We start from the raw sequence: 22,063 nt of genomic DNA, 5'->3' as shown, positions 1-22,063 counted from the left end.
TCAGCATTCGGGACGGATGTAAAATGCTCACATCAGCAAAAAACCTTCTTTAAGCGGGTCCTCGGGGTCCAACACAAATTGATGATGTCCCGTCACCCAAGCCGATCCTGTAATTTGTGGAATGACTGCCGGATAAGGACCTATCTGCGTCTCGCCCACGATTTCAGCCCGAAACATGGAACCTGTGATGCTTTCATGTACAAACGGCTCATTGAAGTCCAGTTTTCCTTTGGCGTGCAACACCGCAACCTTGGCTGAGGTTCCTGTGCCACAAGGAGAACGATCGATACCTCCCGGTGGGATGACGACGACATTGCGGCAATCGGCCTGTGGAGCCACAGGCTCTCCGTAAAATTCAATATGCGTCAACCCTTGAATAACCGGATTTTCAGGATGTACGACCTCAACAACCGCATTCACTGCCTCCCGAATCTGCACTGCTGTTCGTACAATTTTTGCCCCATGGCTCTGCTCCAGTGCAAGACCGATGGAAGCCGCCTCCACAATGCCGTAAAAGTTGCCTCCATACGCAATATCCAGCGTGACTTGCCCGATGCCCTCTACCTGTACCTCCACCTCACGACGGTACACAAAAGAAGGAATGTTTGTGAACGTTACTTGTCGCACCTTGCCCTTATCCACCTTCATCCGCACTTGAACCGGGCCTGCCGGAGTGTCCAGCAATATCGATTTTTTATTTGCAGCAATCAGCCCGCCTTCCATCAGCGCCGTGCATACGCCAATCGTATCGTGACCGCACATTGGTAAATAGCCACCGGTCTCTATAAAGACCACACCGATATCAGCATCTGGGTGACACGGTTCTGTTAAAATACAGCCCGACATCACCTCATGCCCTCGCGGCTCGAACATCAGCAAACGGCGAAAATCATCATGATGTGCTGCCATATAAGTCATTTTTTCCAGCATCGTACGACCTACCAGCTTAGGCGCGCCGTGAATGACCGTTCGCGTCGGATTGCCCCCCGTATGGGTATCAATGGTAGTAATTCTGCCCAGTACACTCATCCGGTTACCTCCCCGTGAACCTCGTGGTTGGTAAAAGCCTCCCCAAATCGGTCATATCGCAGCGGCTCCACCGGAATGCAAGTGGGTTCGCCACGTACCATTTCGGTCACCAGTTTACCCGTAACCGCCGCAAGACTAATGCCATCCCCCTCATGACCAGAAGCGATATACAGCCCCGGTACTTCGTCCACCACTGATACAATTGGCAAATGATCAGGTGTCCATGGACGCAAGCCAGTATACGCCCGCATCAGCGGTACATTGGCTAAAGCAGGAAAAAAACGAATGGCTCTACGGGCGATTAAGCGAATCACTTGCTGATCGACACGTGTGTCCATACCGACAAACTGACGGCTGCTGCCGATCAGAATGTTTTGAGATGCGGTTGGCTCGAATACCAGCGCTACACCGTATTTTTCATAAAGCTCATCCACACACCGCTGACCGCCAAACTTGCTCATCAGATAGCCGAACTCCATTACCTTGCGGTTGCCAATGGAAGGCATTCGAGCAGACACCAGTATATGTCCTTTGCGCGGTATAATCGGAAGGTCCAAACCGAGTGAATGACCGATGCTGCGTGTCCATACACCTGCCGCCAATACCACTGCACCTGCATGGATAACGCCATTAGGCGTCTCAACCCCGCGGACGTTCCCCCTTTCGTCCTGAAGGATGGACTGTATCGGCATGCGCGGTAATAACTTGGCCCCCATCCGACGCGCGGCCTCGGCCAGTGCATACGTCATCAACACCGGATTCACAGTGGAATCTGTCGCACACTCCAGCCCACCCGGCAAATCTTTGGCCAAATGTGGCCATTCCTCTCGCAAATCCTGATGATCCAGCATGCGAAACGGAAGTCCTTCCTGCTGCTGACGGGTTACCCACTGCTCAGCCGCTTGCATCTCCTGATCGTTTTCACAGACCAGAATACTTCCAGGCGCACGATACTCAAACTCATCCTCCAATTCCCTAGCCAGCTCTGCCACCAGTTCCTGCGATACCAACGACATTCGACTGTCAAACCCGGGCTCTTTATCGATTGCCAATATATTTCCATCACAACGGGACGAAGTGCCTCCAGCAATCTCCCCTCGCTCAGCCAGCACGACCTTCATACCGGACTTAGCTGCATAATAAGCGATGGCTGTACCGATGATTCCGCCGCCTACAATGACCAGATCCGCGGCATCATGTTTCATTCGCTTCCCTCCCTTCGGCCGTTTTAATCTGCTTATGAGGTATTATTTACAGCTTGAGCGTAAAGGTTTGCGTCACAGGCTTGCTCAGCTCATCATAATCCCGCAGCTGTACAGTGAACGTATACGTCTTGTTGCCTGCTCCGCTGTCCGCTGTTCCGCTAATCGTTCCTGTAAAGCGATCCAGTGTGAGCCCTGCGGGCAGTTGACCGCCTGTCACCGTCCAATCGTAAAACGGAACGCCTCCTTTGGCCTCCAGCTTGGCCGTGTACGCTTTGCCTTTGACGGGTGCTGGCAATTGCTTCGTTATGATTTCTGGCGCGAGGAAAGGAGTCAGGTCCTTACGCAGCGGCCAGCCAGCTTTTTCTGCTACCAGTAGCGAAAGCTTCGTGTTCATCCAGCGCCGGGTCGGGAACAGATGGCGCCAGCCTCCATTTTGTCCGCTCAATCTGTCGACTTCTGCAAGCTCTCCGGAGAGATGATAGCTGTCATCCAGTGCAGCTGGTCTGTGCTGATAAGCCAGAATATCCGGGTCATTGCCCGCCGCTTCCTTCAATGCTTTGACACCCGGGAATGTGTCGCTGAACACAATCGCATGACCAAATTCATGCATGATCAGCCCATGCACATCCGTCACCTTGGACAGATCGGATTGATACCATTCTTCATCGTCTACGGATGTGAATGGAATCGCATCATCATAGAAATCCAGTATCAAACTATAGGAACGGTTCAGGTTCCCTGGGACGGTCACACCGTTACGTGTATGATAATTGCCGTTCGTGGCTGGAAAGCCCGTAGAATACGGCCCGTTCAGCCCTCTCATAAACACCCACATGCCTTTGTAGGGCTTATCATTTGTCACCTGTATTTCATTTTGCCAGTCGTCTCCTGGCAGATGGTTTACCTCCGCTTTGGCAGGAACCTCATCGAAAGGAGCCAGATCAAAGAAATAGAACCAGTCCTTTACCGCCAGCTCTGCGGCTTTTTTGGTAGCTGCATCATTGAAATAAGGCTTGATCGTATCGAATCTGTAGTCAAAATGGAGAGGGACTGTGGGTTCTTTATTATCGTCCTGATCCAACACGCGAATCGGAATGGACTGAGTAGTCGTGTGACCACCATTTCTGGCAACGGACATAGACAGCGTATAGTTCTCTATTTCACCGTTTCCTCCAATCCGGTCAGGATGGATGGCTAGCCGAAAATCTTTTTCCTCCTGGGCATTGGCAAAAGTCAGCGTTTTGCTTGCACCTTGCGCCGACAGCGTACTTGGCAAATCCATCATCAGCCGGGACGTGCCCTGCGGATTTAACGTAACCGTTAACGGAAAAGCAGCATCCGCTGGCGGTTTTACTTTTAGCTTCACATACGGGTTGGCCAGATATCCTTGCCAATCAACCAGATCTATACCATAATCGTTCACCGTCCGACTAAAGATGTCGATGACTTTTACATCCGACTCCGCCTCCGCATAAGCCTGTTGACCCGGAATAACTGGTGCCAAAGCCACAATGAGAGAAGCCGCTAGCGCAGTCAGCCATATTTTGGTGTGTCTTTTATGCGTGTTCATTTGATTCCCTCCATCTCATTTTTGAATGACTTGCAAACGATGATAGTTACCTATAGCGCGACTGCGTTTTATAACAAAAGCAGCTCCTTAGGCGAAGAGGTCAGTACCTTGACACCGTCATCTGTGATCAGCACATCGTCCTCAATCCGAACCCCACCGAAGCCTGGAATATAAATGCCTGGTTCCACGGTAATGACATGACCCGGTACGAGCACCGACTTACTTTCGCGGGACAGCCGTACCTGCTCATGAATCTCGAGACCAAAACCGTGGCCCAGCCCGTGACCAAACTGCTCCCCATAGCCGTAAGAGGCAATCACATCCCGCCCCAGACTGTCTCCCTCCCGACCGCTTAAGCCGGGACGAAGTCCTGCAATCGTCTTCATATTTGCTTCCAGCACAATGGCATACAATTTCTCATGTCGTTCTGAGGGCTGGCCTACGAATACGGTACGCGTGATATCGGATAGGTAACCACGCACATTTGCGCCAAAATCCATCGTGACAAACTCGTTCTGTCCAATTTCTTTGTCACTGGCCAGTCCGTGCGGCAGCGCCGAACGCTCACCTGAAGCGACAATGAACGCAAAACCGCCTGATTCCGCGCCTGCAAGCCGAAGCTGATATTCCAGTTCCGCCGCAATCCGCCGCTCTGTGACCCCAGGCTGAATATAATTCAGCACCTCCGTAAAGGCAGCATCGGTAATACGCGTTGCCTCACTTATGGTCCGAATCTCTTCTTCGTCTTTCACATCGCGCAGCCGTTCAATTACATCCTCCGTTTGCACGTACTCCAACGAGCCCAGCGCGGCTTGAAGCTGTCCCGACTGTTGAAGTGAGACATGCCTGCTCTCCAAACCCAGTCTACGAACCCCCAACTTACTTGTGAGATCAGCGATGGTCTGGAAGATTTGCGCCTCATGCCGAATCACTGAATATTCCGTTGCCTGATCTGTTGCCTGCATCATATAGCGGAAATCCGTCACTAAAAAGGCCTCTTCCTGTGTAACAAGCGCAATTCCAGCGGAGCCTGTAAATCCGGTCATATATCTTCGATTAGGCCCATGTGTAATAAGTAGTGCATCTATCCCAAGAGCCGATAATTCCGAGCGTAACCGGGCCAGTCTGCCAGGAACACCCTGTAACGGTTTTGTCTTTTGACTGTCTTCCTCTTTCACTCGTACGCCTCCTTATTCCACATCTCTTTTCAAGGCATATGTCTTAGCCCACACTCTCCACTTGCTTTTGAACACATGTATACTCTTCTCGCTGCCGTCGTTCCCGTAAGTCCTGCGTCCAATTCTCCGTCTCTTTTTCAAATACACCAACGCGTCACGGCTTCCTTTTAGCCTTTAATCCCTGTCAATGTGATGCCTTCAATAAAATAACGCTGCCCTATAAAAAATATCACGACGATCGGAGCCAAAATCGTGCTGGAAGCCGCCATCAGGTAAGGCCAGTTGGTATTGTTCAATCCCCGGAAAGTCGCCAGCCCCAGCGCGAGCGTAAAATGCTTTTCGTCACTTAAGTAAATAATCGGGCCCAAAAAATCGTTCCACACATCAATAAATGTAAATATTCCGATCACGATCAATGCAGGCGAAGATAAAGGAATAATGACACGCCATAATACAGTCAGAGGCGTACCTCCGTCCATATAAGCCGCTTCGTCCAGATCGCGCGGGATCGTCAGCATGAATTGTCGCATCAAGAAGATGTTAAACGCCCCTCCACCGAACCATGCAGGAACAATCAGTGGCAGAAATGTATTCAGCCCGCCCAGCTCACGCCACATCACGAAAGTGGGAATGAGCGTCACCGCGTAAGGCAACATCATCGACCCGATCAGCAGGGAAAAAATCAGATTACGTCCAGGCCAGCGCAGGCGGGCAAAGGTAAACGCCGACACAATTGAGGTCAACATCACTCCTGCCAGCACACACACCTCAATCATGAACGTATTCATAAAATACCTGCCGAACGGTACTGAAGTCAGCGCCTCCGGGTAATTGCTCCATTGAAAAGGAGAGGGTATCCACTCCGGCGGGAACACGAAAATTTGCGATGTCCCCATCAGAGAGCTGCGAATAAGCCATGCAAATGGCAACAGCATTAAAACACTACCTATAATTAAAACGATATACAGTACAACACGGCTGAGTGGGAAGGGTTTGGAATGGGTGGCGGTCGCAGGACTACGGGAGCGTTCAGGCTGTGGAAGCGGATGATGTGGTGTTTCTGAAGAATTGACAGAAGAAGTGACCTGATTCATGAACGTTCCCCTCCTTCATAGTGAACCCACTTTTTGGACGTGGAGAAAATCAGGACGGTAAGCACCATGATGACGAAAAATAAGATCCAAGCCAGAGCTGAGGCGTAGCCGATTTTAGTCTCCGTAAAGGCCGTACGCCACAAGTAGAACACATAGAACAACGTTGAATTGTTAGGTCCCCCGTTGGTCATAACATACGCCTGATTGAAGGCCTGAAAGGTGCTGATTAAAGACATGACCAGATTGAAGAAAATGGTTGGTGTCATCGAAGGAATGGTAATGTGAAAAAATTTATGCCACCTATTGCCGCCGTCTACCTCAGCTGCTTCATACAGATGAGTGGGAACCGACTGAAGTCCCGCCAAAAAGATAATGACCGTGTTCCCGATCCCCCAGGTGCTCATCATGATCAGCGAGGGTATTGCAGTGCTCTCATCATAAATCCATTTGCTCCCCGGCAGTCCAACGCCCTCCAGCAGCGAATTTAACAGTCCAAAATCCGGGTTGAACATCCACAGCCACAGCATCGTGTTGGCAATACTCGGTACAATGGTAGGTAAATAATAAATCGTGCGGAACACCGACAACCCCCTCACCTTTTGATTTAATAACAGCGCAATGATAAAAGCCGCCGCCAAGCCGAGAGGCACGCTGCCCAGTGCATAATATGTGGTCACGAACATGGATTGGGAAAAGGTAGCATCCTCGGTCAAAATGGTTCGGTAATTATCCAATCCTATAAAGGTCATCTGTCCACCAATCGTCCAATTGGTTAAGCTGAATACGAACGAGGCCACGATCGGTCCAATTGTAAAAATCATTAATCCGAGGATGGCAGGAAGCGCGAATAGCAGACCCCAGTTTCGCTCCATGCGCATCATTCCTGATTTTGGTCGCTTCATGGGCTGTTCTCCTTTCGCAGCTGTCCCGCCGCATTATTCATCCGGGTATACGCCTTGAAGCAATGGCTGAATGATAGGTTCCAGTTCATCCAGCGCCTGCTGCGGCGTCTTCTTGTTCGTCCAGATCAGATCCAGCCCCGGGGTCAGTTTGGAACCGATATCAGGCCAGTTGCGAAGGGTCGAAGTTGACGGCTTGATCGCATAATCTCTGGCATACTCAATGCCTGCCTTCTGAAATTCCAGTGGATGTGCGGCATTATTGGTCCATGACTGGATGGCCTGCTCATCGGTATAATACTTTTCCTCGATAGGCATCCAAAGACCGGATTTAAATAAATCCACCTTTTCGGGATTGTTATGATACAAATAAAATTCGAGCGCTTCTTTTGGGTGCTTGGTGCTCTGGAAAATGACCGTGGCTCCCGCAACAATCATCGTTTTGGGCTCTTTTAGCTTCGGCAGAACGCCGATACTCCATTGCAGCTGCTTGTTGTTCGAAAAATCGAGCAGGGACCAGGTTCCGTCTACCACCATCGCGACCTTCCTCGTCTGCAGCCGAATCGTATTAGACGGCATGTCCTGCTGCTGGATCAAATCAGGTGAAACATGCTCCTTGAACACCAGATCCTGCAGCTTCTGAAACACCTCCACCGACTCAGGACTGTTCAGGGTGTACTTCTTGCCTGTTTTGTCGGTCAAACCTCCACCGTTGCTCGCTAAAAGCGGCCCCCAGGAGCTGCGGTCATTGCCGAAGGCAAAGCCGTACTGCACAATATTTTTCGGATCAAATCCGCTGTCTCCCGGATGCTTGCCGCTCTGATCCTTGGTCAGCTTTTTGGCAATTTCCAGGAATTCATCCCATGTCCACGCTTTTTCAGGATCAGCCGGTGGGACGGGTACCCCTGCTTCTGTAAACAACTCCTTGTTGTAAAATAACTGCATCACTTCCAATGCGGTGTAATTGCCGATAGACTTGCCGGGTTCGCTGTAGAGATAGGAGGATTTGAGCTTGTTTTTTAATTCGGGATATTCGTCATAATAAGAGGATAAATCCAGGAGTCTGCCTTCACTTGCCCATTTCATTGTGAGGGAATCGCCCAGGTAGGCGATATCAGGAAGCTGATTGGCAGCCATTAACGTGTTAATTTTCGTCGTGTAGTCACCAGGGACATGCTCGCCCTTCACCCGGATGTTCGGGTGGGATGCATTAAAGCTTTGGACCATTTTTTCCATCGCCTGCTTCTCGTCATTGCTTCCCCAGTACATGAACTTGAGTTCGACCGCATTGGGATTAGCCGGTTCGCCAGTGCTACCACTGCAAGCCGTCAGCCCTGTCAACATCGCCGTCATCACGAGAGCCATCCATGTCCGTAACCTTCGTTTTAGCAAATCAACCGGCCCCTTCCTGAACTGGTTTCTCCTTACAAGCCTATTATGCGCCGAGAGCCCAGAGTCGACCACCCAACGACTCCAGACACTCTTTGTTTTGGTATGATTTTTTTAACAGCGCGTTTACAAAAATGTTTTACGGAACTCCGTCGGGGTCAGTCCGGTATGCTTTTTAAAGGCAATGCTAAAATAGTTCGTATCTGTGAATCCAACAACCTCCGCTACCTCTGCTACCTTGCGATTCGGGTCCAGCAACAGTTCTCGGGCTCGCTCAAAGCGAACACGCGTCTGGTAGTCTGCGAAGCTTTCACCTGTAACCTGCTTGAAACGAGCGCTCAAATACTTGGGGCTCATATTCATGTACTCTGCAAGACGGTTCAGCCCGCCATCCTCCTGAAGGTGCTCGCGAATCCATTCCTTGGCGCGTTGGAATTTGCGTGGAATGCCCTTCTCACGTGATTCTCGGACATGACGACCCACCCGGACAAAATAGCGCGATACATAATCAATCATCTCGGGCCCATGCCGTAATCGGGACAGCTCCAACAACGGGTCCTGCTCCTGCATGGACGTTTGTCCTACGAATGCATCACTCTGAACGATCCGCATGACGAACAGCACGAGCTGAGTGACAATCATTTTCACCTGCTTGACAGGCAACCCTGCCAACTGTCCTGACCATTCCTGTAAAATCGCATGTACGGCAGCATCATTACCGGCTCGAATTTCCGTAATCATCAGCAGTTCCTTCTCCAGTAATTGACTGCTGTTTGGCTCGGCCGCCTGAATGCTCTCGTAGGGGATGATCTGGCTATAGCCCACCCACCCCCGATGCTCCGCCGCTTGCACGGCTTCCTCATACGCCTCGGGAAGTTGCTCCATCCGTTGTACAGGACGGCTAATCCCGATGGACACGCCCTGACTCAATCGTTCCTGCACGGCCTGCCGAATCTGCTGTGCCGTCCGCTCCGCCGCCCTGCAAGATGCGGTCGCCAGCAGTACAACACGCCGATCGCGCGAAGCCGCTGCACTGTGCGCCTTCGCCCCGGCTGCTGCCGCAGCCTCTCCCGCCAGTCTGGCGAATACATGGCTGCTTTTATGCATGAAACCGTGTGGCTCGCTAGTGGCTGCTTCCTGCTGCGACACCTCCTCCAGCTCGCAACACAGCACGGTATAAGGCGGCCCACTCGTCTCGCCGAAAAATCTCAGCCCGTCCATCTCCCGAATGACCTCGACTGCAGGACGCCGCTGCTGGAGCAAATCCAGCAGTAGATGCTCCCTGTACAATGGCTCCAATGAACGATGGCGGTGAATCGCTTCCTCCTCGCTTCTTCGCCATTGCGCAATACGATCCTCAGCCCGGCTCAATGCCGCTTCGAAATCCTCGCTGGTCACCGGCTTGAGCAAATAATCGACCGCTTGAAGCGAGACTGCCTGACGAATATACGTCATAGATTCGTACCCTGTCAGGAATAATAACGGGGTCTGCTGATCCTTGTCCCGAATAGTTTTGGCTACGTCCAGTCCACTCATATCCGGTAAATTAATATCCAGTAAAACCATGTCCGGTCGCTGCTCCGTATACAAACGTAATGCCGTTGCGCCGTCCCCCGCCACATCACTGACTTCCACTGATAGGCCACTTTCCGCCACCATCAGCTTCAGTCCTTCCCGAATATGATATTCGTCGTCCACAATCAGCAGCCGGTACATGCCATTCTCCCCTTTCTTATTCAGTTCGAATGGGTGCCAGTAAGGTAACCGAGGTGTACTGACCCGGCTCGCTTGTCACGGACAGTCCATATTGCGGACCATAATGCCGAAGACGTTCATGCACATTGCGCAGCCCAAAGCCAATAGCGCTCCCCCGTTCCGCTTCCAGCGACTTCCGAATATCGTCCAGATGCTCGGCTCCAATACCGTCCCCATCATCACTGACCGTCAAACGCAACATATCCCCTTCCCTTGTACCGGATAACATGATATAGCCACGGTCGGTGCGCCCTTTTAAACCGTGGTAAATAGCATTTTCGACGAGCGGCTGGAGGATTAGTTTGGGGACATAAAATCCGCAAATATCCTCCTCTACCTCGCAAATCCACTCGAACGAATTCCTAAACCTGAACTGCTGCACCTTCACATAGGCGCTTACATGCTCAACTTCCTGTCCCAAACTGATTTGCTCTCGGCCATAACTTAGTGAAATGCGAAAACATTTACCGAAGGCACCGATTACTTCTGCCATATCCCGTTGCCCATTCGCCAATGCCATTCCCTTCAGTGACTCCAGCGTGTTGTACAAAAAATGCGGATTAATCTGCGCCTGAAGCGCGCGGAACTCAGCCTGCTTACGCGACAGCAACGCTTCGTAGACCTGATCGTACAGTTCATGATTTTTTTGCATCATATGAAGAAAACGCTCCCCGATCTGCCCTACCTCATCCTTAGGATTAAAAACAACGGAAGTAGGAGCTTCGAAAGCTTGGGCTGAGCCTGTAGCACTCACACTCCCATCGACCGCCATTAATCGGCTCAATTGAAGCAAGGGACGACGAATCGTGTCACTCAGCCGATAAGACAGCATCCAGCCCAGCATCAGTGCAATCAAAAAAGTCCAGATGGTCCAGGCACCAATTTTTCGCGCATCCTCGAACAGCACGGACTGATCGACTTTCTGCAGCAGCGTCCATTGTCCTTCATTTAACGGGCCGTAAGAGATCATCGTCTGGCGGCCGTTCCATGTTCTCCAGTCCTTCGTAAGCACTGGCCTATCCACAGCCGATTTAGCAATCTGCCGCAATAGCGCTTGATCCGCAACACCCTGCTCCGGCAATCGGTATACAGGCTCGCCCTCCTGATCCAGCACCCACATCTGGGTATTGCCGTCTGTCTCATGAAAAGCAAGCCCCCGAAACAGACTGGCCTTGTCAATTTCCAGCAGCAAAAATCCGAGGGGTGCATAATCTCCAGTCGTTTTTCGAAGCAGCTTCCCCACATATATGCGATCCTCCGCCATCCCGCGTCCTGATTCAAACGGCGAACGAGCCATCCACATCATGGGCCGCTCGGCGAGTAGGCGGCGATAGTACACACGTGCTTCCTCTAATGTAGGAAGGCCGCCAAAACGGACCGAAACATTCCCCTGATAGAGAGAATGCTTGAGCCCGCCATTGGCGGCATATATGAGAGAGGACGTGATATACGGCTTGGTCTGGGTTTGCGTACGGACCACCATACTGAGTGTTTCATCGCTCCGTAAATATTCATAATCATCTTCCGGCTTGGTCTCCAGCGTAGACTGCACGTCAGGATTGCTGAGAATGGCATTGGTCAGGTCATTCAAATCGGAAAGCGTCGCATTGACGTAATTTTCACTCATTTGCCGAGACTGCATAGCTAATGCTTCTGATTTCTCACCGATGGAATGGGCCGCGATCCGGTAAAAGGTAAAGGTCAATACCACCATCGGAATGACGGTGAGTACCAGCGTCAGTACAATAAATTTCCCACGGATTGTAGGAATCCCGGCGAACTTTTGACGACCCCGGCCTCCCATTCATCTGTCTCCCTTACACATAGGGTGGGAGCCATTCCCCGTGCGCTGCGATCAGGTCATCACACAGAGAAACGATATCATCTATGGACAGCTCTGCGGACGTGTGCGGGTCCAACATAGCAGCATGATAAATGTGCTCCTTTTTCCCGGTGATTGCAGCTTCAATCGTTAACAGCTGGGTATTAATATTCGTCCGGTTCAGTGCAGCACATTGGGGTGGCAAATCCCCGACAAAGGTTGGCGTAACCCCGTTACGATTCACCAGACAAGGTACCTCTACACAGGCTTCCTTCGGCAGATTGGTAATTAAGCCTGTGTTCATCACATTGCCACCAATGGCAAAAGGCTGATTCGTTTCGATCGCCTCAAATATATAAGAGGCATACTCGTTTGACCGTTCATGACGCAAATCCTGATCGCCCAAAAGCTCCTCACGCATCGTTTCCCATCGTGCAATCTGGTTCACACAGCGGCGCGGGTATTCATCCAAAGGAATATTGAAGCGCTCGATCAGCTCAGGGTATGCCCGTTTGATAAAATACGGATGATATTCCGCATTATGCTCGGACGATTCTGTAATGTAATAGCCGAATTTTAGCATCATTTCAAAGCGTACCATATCATGATGCTTTTCCTGCTGTTTAGCGGCGGCTCGTTTTTTAATCTCAGGATATAAATCTACACCATCCTTGCTCACTTCGAGCAGCCACGCCATATGATTGATGCCTGCGATTTTTGCCTTTACACCTTCCTGCTCCAGCCCAAGGCTTTTGAACAGCTCCGGTATACACGCCTGCACGCTATGACACAGCCCTACCGTACGGACACCGCCATAAACGTTCATTACATTCGTCAGCACTGCCATCGGATTGGTGTAGTTGAGAAACCAAGCATCCGGGCACACCTCACGCACGTCTGCCGCAAAATCGAGCATTACCGGAATCGTGCGTAAATTGCGGAAAATGCCACCAATGCCGACCGTATCGGCAATCGTTTGGCGCAGACCGTATTTTTTGGGAATTTCAAAATCCGTAATTGTACACGGATCATAGCCACCCACCTGGATGGCATTTACCACATAAGTTGCTCCACGCAGTGCTTCCTTGCGGTCAGTGTAGGAGCGGATCACACAGGTGCTCCCTGTTGTTTTTTTCAAATTGGATAAAATATTTTCTGAATCTTTCAGCCTTACGGGGTCAATATCGAACAACGCTAGTTCAAAGCCTTGCAAAGCAGGCGTCAACATACAATCGCCAAGCACATTTTTAGCAAATACCGTACTGCCTGCACCCAGAAATGTAATCTTGCTCATACTTTATCCCCCATTCACATTTTGTTCGCAGCTTTGCACTCCAAATGCAAGGATACCCACCGCCACTCTCCCCTTTATAGGAGGAAAGTGACGATGGGAAAAATTAGTCATGACTATGCGTTGTTGCCGCCCATTCAGAATACCCCCGCTGATTTAGCGGAGCTGACAGGTCGAGGCGGTAAGGCAGATGTTACCGGGGATGTCGTAGTTGGCGGGGTTACTGAATTCTCCGGGCCAACCGGTGTTACCGATGGAACCGCAGCCCCTGCCTCAATCACGGTTACCTTCGCCATTGCCTTTAACTCTGTCCCTTCTACTTTGCCCTTCAACTCAAACGAACCTGGAGCAGCATATTGTGCAGGGTCTATACCCTCCCATTCCACAGCCACCCATTTAGTGGAGCCTTCGCCATACGTAGCTTCCACTACGCTTGGCAGTTCGGGTTTTTCACCCGTACGAGTCGTCACGTTTACTTCTTTTAAAGCCGTAATTTTCTCGACTCCCGTTAGGCTTTGTGCTGTACCGGAGACCAAACCTGCTACCTCAGAAGCATTCAAAGCACGGCTGTAGATCCGGAATTCATCCACCAGACCATTGAAATAAGGATCAGGGTACTGAGATTTGCCGATAAAATTATTTTTGGTCTGTCCCAGACTGGTAGGGTTCAGAGTCAGGTTGGTATTGCGTCCCACTTCTTTTCCATCCACGTACAAAATACCTGTGGAACCCGAGAGCGTGACCGCAACATGCTTCCATACGCCTGTCGGCAGTACTGGGCCTTCAATCGTCTGCTCCTGTCCCTGCCCGTTGCCTTGGTTGGTAATGGCAAACAGCATGGTATTTCCTGCTTTAGGCGTCAGGAACATATATTCATTCGTCCCGGAGCCGAAGTCAAAAATCCGTACATAATCGCTCAGGCTGTTCGCTTTGACCCAGCCGGAAACGGTCAATTGCTGTGCCCGACTGACAATACCCGCCGGAAGTTGCACATAGCTATCCTTGCCGTTCAGGCTAACAGCATTACCTGTTTTACCCGCAGCCCATGCAGCCGTTCCCTTCACAGCAGCATCATTGCCGCTGTCCGATGAATCCGCAACTACAGAACCGCTTGTTTCATCAAACTTGTAAACGGCAAGCTGTTCAAATAACGGAGCCGCCGGTTCAGCTACCACCGTTACTTTAGCCTCCGCTGACAACTGAGAATCGCTGGCTGTCAGCTTGAACACATACGTTCCTGGCTCGGAAACGTCCACCTTCGTGCGCAGCGATGCTTTGCTGCTGAATGTGACCTTCGCGTCCTGCGGTCCTTCAACCAGACTCCACTCACTCGTCACCTTGCCTTGTGGAAGTCCATCATCCGTAGCTGTGCCTTTCAAAATGATTTGATCCGGCAGCTTCACCTTCGAATCTTTGCCAGCGTCTACAACAGGTGCCTTGTTCGGATCAGGTGTGGTTGGTGTCAGCTCTACCGTGTAGGAGGATGCTGTACCCATCTCCAATTTAAGCTTGTTGGAAGGCGCATATGCATTAAACTTCCCTTGTGATTGACCGCCTACTTTAACCAAATACGTTCCTTTCTTCAAACCGTCAAATGTAATGTACGTGGAATGAGCTTGGCCTGGCGTTTGATTTTTCAACTGAAGCCATACATAATCCTTGGAAGTTGCCAGCTTGGCTTCTGTATACTGATCCTTTTCCAGCTCGATATACATCTTTTCCGTAATCAGATTGATTCGCTTGAACAAACCGTCCAGCGGCTTGATCGTATACACGTTGCCACTTTTACTCACCTCTGCACCGTAGCCCGTCAATCCAAAAATCGGATCCATCGCGATATCAGCGCTTAAGGTTTTGAGCGCACCGAACAATCCGAGATCAGCCTCACCACTCATGCCGCGCCAGCCGTTAAAGAGCGGAACATTTTTACCGCCGCCAGTGCCGTTCGTGCCGTTATTGCCTTTTTCCGCTTGATACGTCCATGCGACCGCCCCGATGTTTTCAGGGTCCGAGCTGATTTGCCCGGAGTTAATCGCTCCGACATTGGCAATTTTAGCTGCATAGGACAACCGTTGTTGTTCCTCACGGTGATTGTCCTCATGATGGCGAATCCAGTCATCCATCGCATATCCAGCAAGCGAAGTCGTGTACTGGAAGTTAAACCAGTTCTCCCCGGTAATCGTCACCGGATCGGTGTAGTAGTACCATACGGGCATGTGACCGCGTGCCGCACGGGTTTTGGCATTGATTTTACCCATCATTTCCAGAGCTTTACTTTGCTCGCCCTCTGTATCTATATTCTGCTTAGCTAACGTATATACAGCTTCTTCCCCTGTATTGTCATAGCTATATTCAGAACCATAAGGATACTTTGTATTTTTAAAATTGTTATATTTACGATCCATTTTTTCCTTAAGATCATTCGCTTCATCATCATAGCCTTCATCATGAAGTGCCTGAATAATATCCGGTGTGGTCAGTTCGCCCATCAAACCTGTTTCCCAGTTGTACGCGACTGGCCCTTCATACAATGCTTTGAAAATGTTATACGCCCGCAGCAAATACGTTTCCTTTGGATGCTTGTAAGTAACAAGATCCGGGTATTCCTTGGCAATCTTGTACATGCTGAAATACGTGTTGTATACATGCGGATACGCATACCCTCGATAGGTCGGTGTATCATTCGGCTCTGGCATCAAGAAATCATGAATTAAATAATCCTCATGGTGTCCGTTCATCAGATTCGTCCAGATCGCCGTCTCCAAATAATCGTCTACGGCCCGCACCTCTTTGGCGACCGGAGACAGTGTGTTTTTCTCAGCCAGGAACTGTCCATGCGTCAGACCCCAATCGTCTCCCCAGCCCCAATAGCCGTTGAAAATGTTGCGTTTGGATTTGGTATGCATCATCCAATCGTCAAATACCTTGTCGCGCAGATCACCCGGTACATTCCATTGGGTTTTGTCGACCATAAATGTAGCGTGCCGTTGCAGTGCTTGATCAATCGGCTCGATGGCATAGAACTGTAACACCGTTTTATTACCGTTGCCGTATTCTACCGTGATGAAGTTCGGTCCCAGCTTAGTAAATTTCAATTCATAAATGTGGTGTCCTCCAGCCTTGCTATCCGTCTCTGGAATAACGGTTCCGTCGGGATAGGTTACTTTGCTGATCGCCTGCTTGGAGCGCAGGTCCACCTTCGCCTTTTGATTCGTAGGCACGATCATGCCGGGTACGACTGTTGTATCCACCAAGTTTTCTTGGTACAACGTATCTTTTACATCATGCTCGTCCTTCACAGCCAGAAACTTGAAGCCATAGTTTTTGCTTTGACCGGGATTCAGGATCAGGCTTGTATTGGGCAAATAGCCCCGGTTGGTGGACTTGATGACATTGGAATGAATATAAAATACATTCAGCCCTTCCAGCCATTTACCTTCATTGGCCGGATTCCAGGCCCATTTGCTGCCCGGATGCTCCTCATCCCGCCAGTGATCCTGATATTCAAAACCCGCACCTGTTGTCGAATCAGGAATCAGCAAAAGGGAAGAGCCAATGCCGCTGGGACGCCCAGCTGTAATATAGGAGCTGTTATTGCCGACAAAGGAATGCGTCACCACTCTAGTTTCGTAGATCGCATCACCATTAGTCCATTGCTCATTGAAAGGCAGAGGCAAACCGAAATCGCCAATCTCCAATTTTTTCCCACTTGTATTCTGTACCTGTATATTCCACAACACCGAACCATTCGACTCTGCCGAATACGTTTCGATGACTTTAAAATTGCGTATGCCTTCTGCATTAGTAGAGTTCTCGTACGTGACAGTGACACGGTTACCACTGGTTGTGATCTTGCGTGCGTCTGCCGACTTGTTCGTCCATGCTTTCGTCCAGCTACCTCCATCCAATCGATACGTGAACATCAGCTCCCCTAGCCACTGATGATCTGCGGTGTTCTGTTCAGGTGTTACCGTTGCGTTCATGACATACTCTGTCGGAAAAGCATCTCCCTTGATACGTATGGATGAAATTTCGCCATGCTCGCCTGTCTGAATCGTCAGCTTGTCATTGGATAGTTCATGGGCCTCTGCCGTATGCACTCCAAACAACACAGACGCTGTGGTTAAAAATAAAAACGCCGCCAATATTCCCTTAAATTTCATCAACACGGCCTCCTTTTGGATTTCGGGGTCCTGATTTGCTTGCCAATCACCTGAAGTCTCTTCATTTCGCCGCAACCTCCTTGGAAATGTAAGCGTTACAACTCTATTGTACAAATCCTTGTCCACTGGTGAAATCAACATTTTCAACCGATTTTTATAGGATTTCAACCTTTCGAGACCACCACTTTATCATTGAACTATCGTTTCTCGTTAGTTCAATGTTTTAATTCTACTTTAGTCCCAAACATTTAATTTCAGTAATTAAATGTTTCGCGCTGAGGGTGCTTATCTATAGACTGGATTACAAAACGCATTTCTACTTTGATGCGAAATCCATTTCTTGGCTAGATCGATACCTTGACGGAGACGATGCTGGAACAGAGAAGTAAATAAGTTTACTAAGGAAACCGTAGAATGCATGACAGGAATGTCATACCTTGCAGTTTCTTTTATAAGATTCGCTTCTGCTGCCAGAAGTAGAGTATAGTAGGAGTAGTTGAAAAAATATTCCAGGAGGCTACAGCCATGTCACAGGATATCTGGATTAACCTGCCGGTCAAAGATGTTGAGAGGTCAACTGCCTTTTTCAATGAGATTGGATTCCATGCGGTGAGCGTTGGTAACGAGAGATCCAAGCTTGCCATAGGCCAAACAACGATTCTGCTGTTCCCGGATGCGGCGTTTGAGCAATTCACAGGTTCAAAAACCGCAGATACTTCCAATACCGCAGAAGTAATATTTTCCATTGGCGCTGAAAGCAGAGAAGAAGTAGATGCCTTTATTCAAAAAGTAGAGTTTGCCGGAGGAAACATCTTTGGCAAGCCGAGTGAAATTGACGACTGGATGTACGGCGCAGGATTTGCCGACCTGGATGGTCACCGCTGGAACCTGCTGTACATGGATGAGAGCAAAATGCCGAAACGCTAATATGAAAACGCCGGTCACCTGCTTAAGGTCACCGGCGTTTTTTACACCCCTATAATCTCATATCAGTAATTCAAATCAAAATGGTTGCTTAGAAGGAAAAATTCGTGGGTTAAACTTATACAAATCACCTGGGTTAGCCCGTATTAATTTATTGGCCTTACATAAATAATCAATATTAACGATATTTGAACTAACCTGCCCGTTAGCTGAATAGACTGCCGAATCATGCCAGCAGTCTATATTATTTGAACTATCGTCTTCCGTTAACTTAAACTACCTTTGAAAGCTAGCGCCGAGTATCCCATCTACCATAATGATTAAGAAAGCAAAGAGAGAGTTGACTGACTTCTTTTCGTCTGGATATACCTCGATTACTTTAAAGTGCTTATGTTACTTTAATGTGCGTACTTCCTATGTATGGTTAGTTGATGCAAAATAATGTTGTACAAAGAAAGAATAGTACAGAAGGAGCTGAAACACTATGAATAATGAATCTACAACAACACGCAAAGTCGCCTTGGTCGTAGGTGCGAATGGTGTTATCGGTCGCAACCTCATTGATCACCTCATCTCTCTTCCTGATTGGGACGTGATCGGCGTATCGCGTCGCGGTGGAGAATCTAGCAACCATGTTCGATATGTGGCTACGGATCTACTCAATATAGACGATCTTCACGAGAAGTTAAGCGATTTAACTGGGGTAACACACATTTTTTATGCTGCTTACCAAGACCGTCAAACTTGGGCTGAACTTGTTCCACCGAACCTCGCCATGTTAGTGAACATCGTAGAAGTGATCGAACCAATCGCGCCGGGCTTGAAACATGTCAGTCTGATGCAGGGATATAAGGTATACGGCGCACATCTCGGCCCGTTCAAAACTCCTGCTCGTGAGACAGACGCTAACCACATGCCTCCTGAGTTCAATATTGATCAGCAAGATTTTTTAGAACAACGGCAAAAAGGTAAGGCTTGGACTTGGTCTGCACTCCGTCCTTCTGTAGTCTGCGGCTTCTCGCTTGGAAATCCGATGAACCTCGCAATGGTCATAGCGATTTACGCTTCAATTTCGAAGGAACTTGGAATACCTTTGCGGTTTCCAGGTAAGTCAGGAGCTTACAACAGCCTCTTGGAGATGACAGACGCTGGGCTTCTCGCAAAGGCAACAGTATGGGCGGCGACCGACGAGCGCTGTGCGAATCAGGCATTCAACATTACGAACGGCGATCTGTTCCGTTGGAATGAGTTATGGCCGAAGATCGCTCAATACTTTGGTATGGAAACAGCCCCTCCGTTGCAAATGTCTCTGGACGTTGTCATGGAGGACAAGGAGCAGCTTTGGAACAAAATGGTTGAGAAGCATGGTCTTGCTCGGAATTCCTATAAAGAGGTTTCCTCTTGGCTATTCGGCGATTTCGTGTTTGCATGGGATTACGATTTTTTTGCCGACGGAACTAAGGCTCGTCGTTTAGGCTTTCACGAATTCGTCGATACCGAAGCAATGTTTATGAACATCTTCAACGACTTCCGCAAGCGTAAAGTCATCCCGTAAACTACCGTATAAAATAAGAAAGCCGACCTTGTATTGGGTCGGTTTCTTAACTGTTATTCACGTCTGTAAGCATTGGATTAGCCAGAACAGTAGCCTTTCCCTCGTACTTTCTCTCTATATGCGAATCCCCCCAACGGCACATCAGATGTAGGAGTTCCTTTAGACTCCAGCCGTAGTCTGTCAACTCATACTCAACTCTAGGTGGTACCTGATTATAAGAAATACGTAAGATGACGCCCTCTTCTTCAAGCTCCCGAAGGTGCTGCGTTAACATCTTTTGAGTAATTGCGGGAATCAAGCTCTTAAATTCATTATTACGTTTCTTACCGAATGTCAAATGAAAGAGAATAACAGGTTTCCATTTCCAACCAATTACCTCTAAAGTTGCCTCAACTGCGGTGTTGTAAATTTTTTCAGTCTTTTTCACACAACTTGCCCCTTTTCGAATATTTCGAAACAGGTCATTGGTAACTCCTGATGAATTGGAGATATTAAATGTCCCTATTAAACATTATAACGACAACCAAAATATTAGGCTATCCTGCCCGTTAGTTGAACCCCGAATTAAATTAAGTTTTGCTTACATTCCGTAAAAGTATTTCCCTAATACTAAGGATTTTATATGCAAAAAGTAACTTTGAACAATGGGATTGAGATGCCTATACTCGGTTTTGGTGTTTATCAGATCCAAGATGCAAATGAATGTGAACAAAGTGTTTATGACGCTATTATGGCAGGCTATCGGCTGATTGATACCGCTGCCTCTTATCTAAATGAAGAAGCAGTTGGCAGAGCGATCAAACGTAGTGGCGTGGCAAGAGAGGAGTTATTTATCACTACGAAACTTTGGGTTCAGGATACTGGTTATGAGCGTACAAAAAAGGCATTTGAAAAATCACTGGAAAACGCACCTATTCAACCAGCAAATTGAACATGCAAAATTTACGAAAGAGAATAATGTTCAGATCGAATCCTGGGCGCCTTTTGCTGAAGGGAAAAACAACTTGTTCCAGCATGAAATATTGGTATCCATAGCTGAAAAATATAATAAATCCGTTGCTCAGGTGATTTTACGCTGGTTGGCACAAAGAGAAGTTGTTGTGATTCCAAAGTCTGTTCGTAAAGAGAGAATTATCGAAAACTTCGATATCTTTGACTTTGAGTTAAGCCAAGAGGATATGGAGTCGATTACTACGTTAGATACGAAACAGAGCCTGTTCTTTTCACATCGCGATCCTGACATGGTGAAATGGATCGGTACCCGTAAACTCGATATCTAACCCTCTTTCAAAAGATCACCCGTAGGTTTTGATTACGCCAAAAGAACCAACAATTTAGGGTAAACGTAAACCTAATTGAAACCGCCCATCCAATAACCGGATGGGCGGTTTTTACATACTACTTCTCCTGCTCCTTTATCACCTGCTCAATCCCCAACAGAATCAGCTTCAAGCCGAACTCAAACGCCCCGTCGGTTCCCATCAGATTGAACAGCCCGTTCGTGAACATCCTCCGAAACAGTCCCACATCCGTCTCGCTCATGGAGTCCAGAAGGCGAATCATCTCCTCACCCGGATGCGTTTTCTGGTCCTTAAAGATAGCGGAGACATTGCGCTCATGCTGATAATCGTCTAGAACGAAATAGAAGACATAGTTCACAAGCGTAGTAACCACTTGCATTTTCTGCTCTTGCTCAAGCGGCGTCGATTCCACGCAGAGCAGCATACGGTTGGTGAACCGAATGATGTCCGGTTCGTGGGGCAGCGTCATCATCATGAGCTGCGTGGAGCAGGGATATCGGCTGAGCACGTTCCGTACCGTTACCGCAAGCCCCGTCAGCTGCTCCTTCCATTCCCCCTCGGAGTGGAACTCTTCCAGAATCATTTTCGATACCTGGTTGGCCAGACGCTGGTAGAGATGCTGTTTGCTCTTGAAGTACCAGTACAGAGAGGGAGCCTGAATCCCTAACCTGTCGGCCAATCGTCTCATGCTTAATTTCTCGATGCCCTCCTCTCCAAGAAGCTCCCACGAGGTTTCCAAAATCTTATCCTCCGAAATCTGAGGTTGCTGCTTTTTCATGTCATCCGCCCTTTTATCTAACAGTGTAAGTTTATGCTTTACAGGTTCATTGGTTCATGATACCATCTAACACTGTAAGGCACAACCTAACAGTGTTAGACTGAAGGCAA

At 48.9% G+C, this 22,063-nt stretch carries 15 protein-coding genes and 1 pseudogene; 3 read left to right on the top strand and 13 right to left on the bottom strand.

The features are described from left to right. Positions 1–27: 27 nt before the first annotated feature. The 11 genes from NSQ57_RS05250 to NSQ57_RS05200 all read right to left on the bottom strand — a co-directional run bounded on the left by NSQ57_RS05250 (position 28) and on the right by NSQ57_RS05200 (position 17,395). Entirely contained in the window at positions 28–1,029 is a 1,002-nt protein-coding gene (locus NSQ57_RS05250) for a proline racemase family protein (RefSeq protein ID WP_341038870.1), read from the bottom strand. Beyond that, positions 1,026–2,234 carry an FAD-dependent oxidoreductase gene (locus NSQ57_RS05245; protein WP_341038868.1) on the bottom strand — a complete coding sequence of 403 codons (1,209 nt, stop codon included), beginning with the start codon at positions 2,232–2,234 and terminating at the stop codon, positions 1,026–1,028. Before NSQ57_RS05245 ends, NSQ57_RS05250 begins: the two co-directional genes overlap by 4 nt. Positions 2,235–2,280: 46 nt before the next feature. Further along, positions 2,281–3,804 carry an Ig domain-containing protein gene (locus NSQ57_RS05240; RefSeq protein ID WP_342425725.1) on the bottom strand — a complete coding sequence of 508 codons (1,524 nt, stop codon included), beginning with the start codon at positions 3,802–3,804 and terminating at the stop codon, positions 2,281–2,283. A gap of 68 nt (positions 3,805–3,872) precedes the next feature. Next, positions 3,873–4,982: a Xaa-Pro peptidase family protein gene (locus NSQ57_RS05235; protein WP_342425724.1), complete on the bottom strand. Its 1,110-nt coding sequence runs from the start codon at positions 4,980–4,982 to the stop codon at positions 3,873–3,875. A gap of 167 nt (positions 4,983–5,149) precedes the next feature. After that, complete coding sequence (locus tag NSQ57_RS05230; RefSeq protein WP_342425723.1) at positions 5,150–6,076, bottom strand: carbohydrate ABC transporter permease; 927 nt, start codon at positions 6,074–6,076, stop codon at positions 5,150–5,152. After that, positions 6,073–6,978: a sugar ABC transporter permease gene (locus tag NSQ57_RS05225; RefSeq protein ID WP_342425722.1), complete on the bottom strand. Its 906-nt coding sequence runs from the start codon at positions 6,976–6,978 to the stop codon at positions 6,073–6,075. The genes NSQ57_RS05230 and NSQ57_RS05225 overlap by 4 nt, the downstream gene beginning before the upstream one ends. 33 nt (positions 6,979–7,011) lie before the next feature. Further along, positions 7,012–8,367, bottom strand: coding sequence for a sugar ABC transporter substrate-binding protein (locus NSQ57_RS05220; RefSeq protein ID WP_342425721.1), 1,356 nt, complete (start codon positions 8,365–8,367; stop codon positions 7,012–7,014). A 123-nt stretch (positions 8,368–8,490) separates the two neighbouring features. Then, positions 8,491–10,080 (bottom strand): response regulator, encoded by a 1,590-nt coding sequence (locus NSQ57_RS05215; RefSeq protein ID WP_342425720.1) that lies wholly within the window; start codon positions 10,078–10,080, stop codon positions 8,491–8,493. Between the two features lie 16 nt (positions 10,081–10,096). Next, positions 10,097–11,923, bottom strand: coding sequence for a sensor histidine kinase (locus tag NSQ57_RS05210; RefSeq protein ID WP_342425719.1), 1,827 nt, complete (start codon positions 11,921–11,923; stop codon positions 10,097–10,099). Positions 11,924–11,936: 13 nt separating this feature from the next. After that, on the bottom strand, positions 11,937–13,235 hold the full coding sequence (locus tag NSQ57_RS05205; RefSeq protein WP_029514790.1) for an alpha-glucosidase/alpha-galactosidase: 1,299 nt from the start codon (positions 13,233–13,235) through the stop codon (positions 11,937–11,939). Between the two features lie 134 nt (positions 13,236–13,369). Further along, complete coding sequence (locus NSQ57_RS05200) at positions 13,370–17,395, bottom strand: DUF5695 domain-containing protein (RefSeq protein ID WP_342425718.1); 4,026 nt, start codon at positions 17,393–17,395, stop codon at positions 13,370–13,372. A gap of 525 nt (positions 17,396–17,920) precedes the next feature. Here NSQ57_RS05200 and NSQ57_RS05195 point away from each other — a divergent pair. Further along, on the top strand, positions 17,921–18,322 hold the full coding sequence (locus NSQ57_RS05195; RefSeq protein WP_342425717.1) for a VOC family protein: 402 nt from the start codon (positions 17,921–17,923) through the stop codon (positions 18,320–18,322). 481 nt (positions 18,323–18,803) lie between these two features. Beyond that, positions 18,804–19,874 (top strand): SDR family oxidoreductase, encoded by a 1,071-nt coding sequence (locus NSQ57_RS05190; protein WP_342425716.1) that lies wholly within the window; start codon positions 18,804–18,806, stop codon positions 19,872–19,874. Positions 19,875–19,920: 46 nt separating this feature from the next. Here the strand turns inward: NSQ57_RS05190 and NSQ57_RS05185 are convergent, their stop codons facing one another. Next, the gene (locus NSQ57_RS05185; RefSeq protein ID WP_342425715.1) at positions 19,921–20,301 is read right to left on the bottom strand and encodes a helix-turn-helix domain-containing protein; all 381 of its coding nucleotides are present in this window, start codon (positions 20,299–20,301) and stop codon (positions 19,921–19,923) included. 195 nt (positions 20,302–20,496) lie between these two features. Between NSQ57_RS05185 and NSQ57_RS05180 the strand changes: the two are divergent. Further along, a pseudogene (locus NSQ57_RS05180) lies at positions 20,497–21,154 on the top strand (aldo/keto reductase). A 118-nt stretch (positions 21,155–21,272) separates the two neighbouring features. Here NSQ57_RS05180 and NSQ57_RS05175 read toward each other — a convergent pair. Then, positions 21,273–21,953: a TetR family transcriptional regulator gene (locus NSQ57_RS05175; RefSeq protein ID WP_342425714.1), complete on the bottom strand. Its 681-nt coding sequence runs from the start codon at positions 21,951–21,953 to the stop codon at positions 21,273–21,275. Positions 21,954–22,063 lie beyond the last annotated feature (110 nt).

Source organism: Paenibacillus sp. FSL L8-0502, from assembly GCF_038593055.1.
Lineage (GTDB): Bacteria > Bacillota > Bacilli > Paenibacillales > Paenibacillaceae > Paenibacillus > Paenibacillus polymyxa_D.
This window is presented reverse-complemented; position numbering and strand designations above follow the sequence as displayed.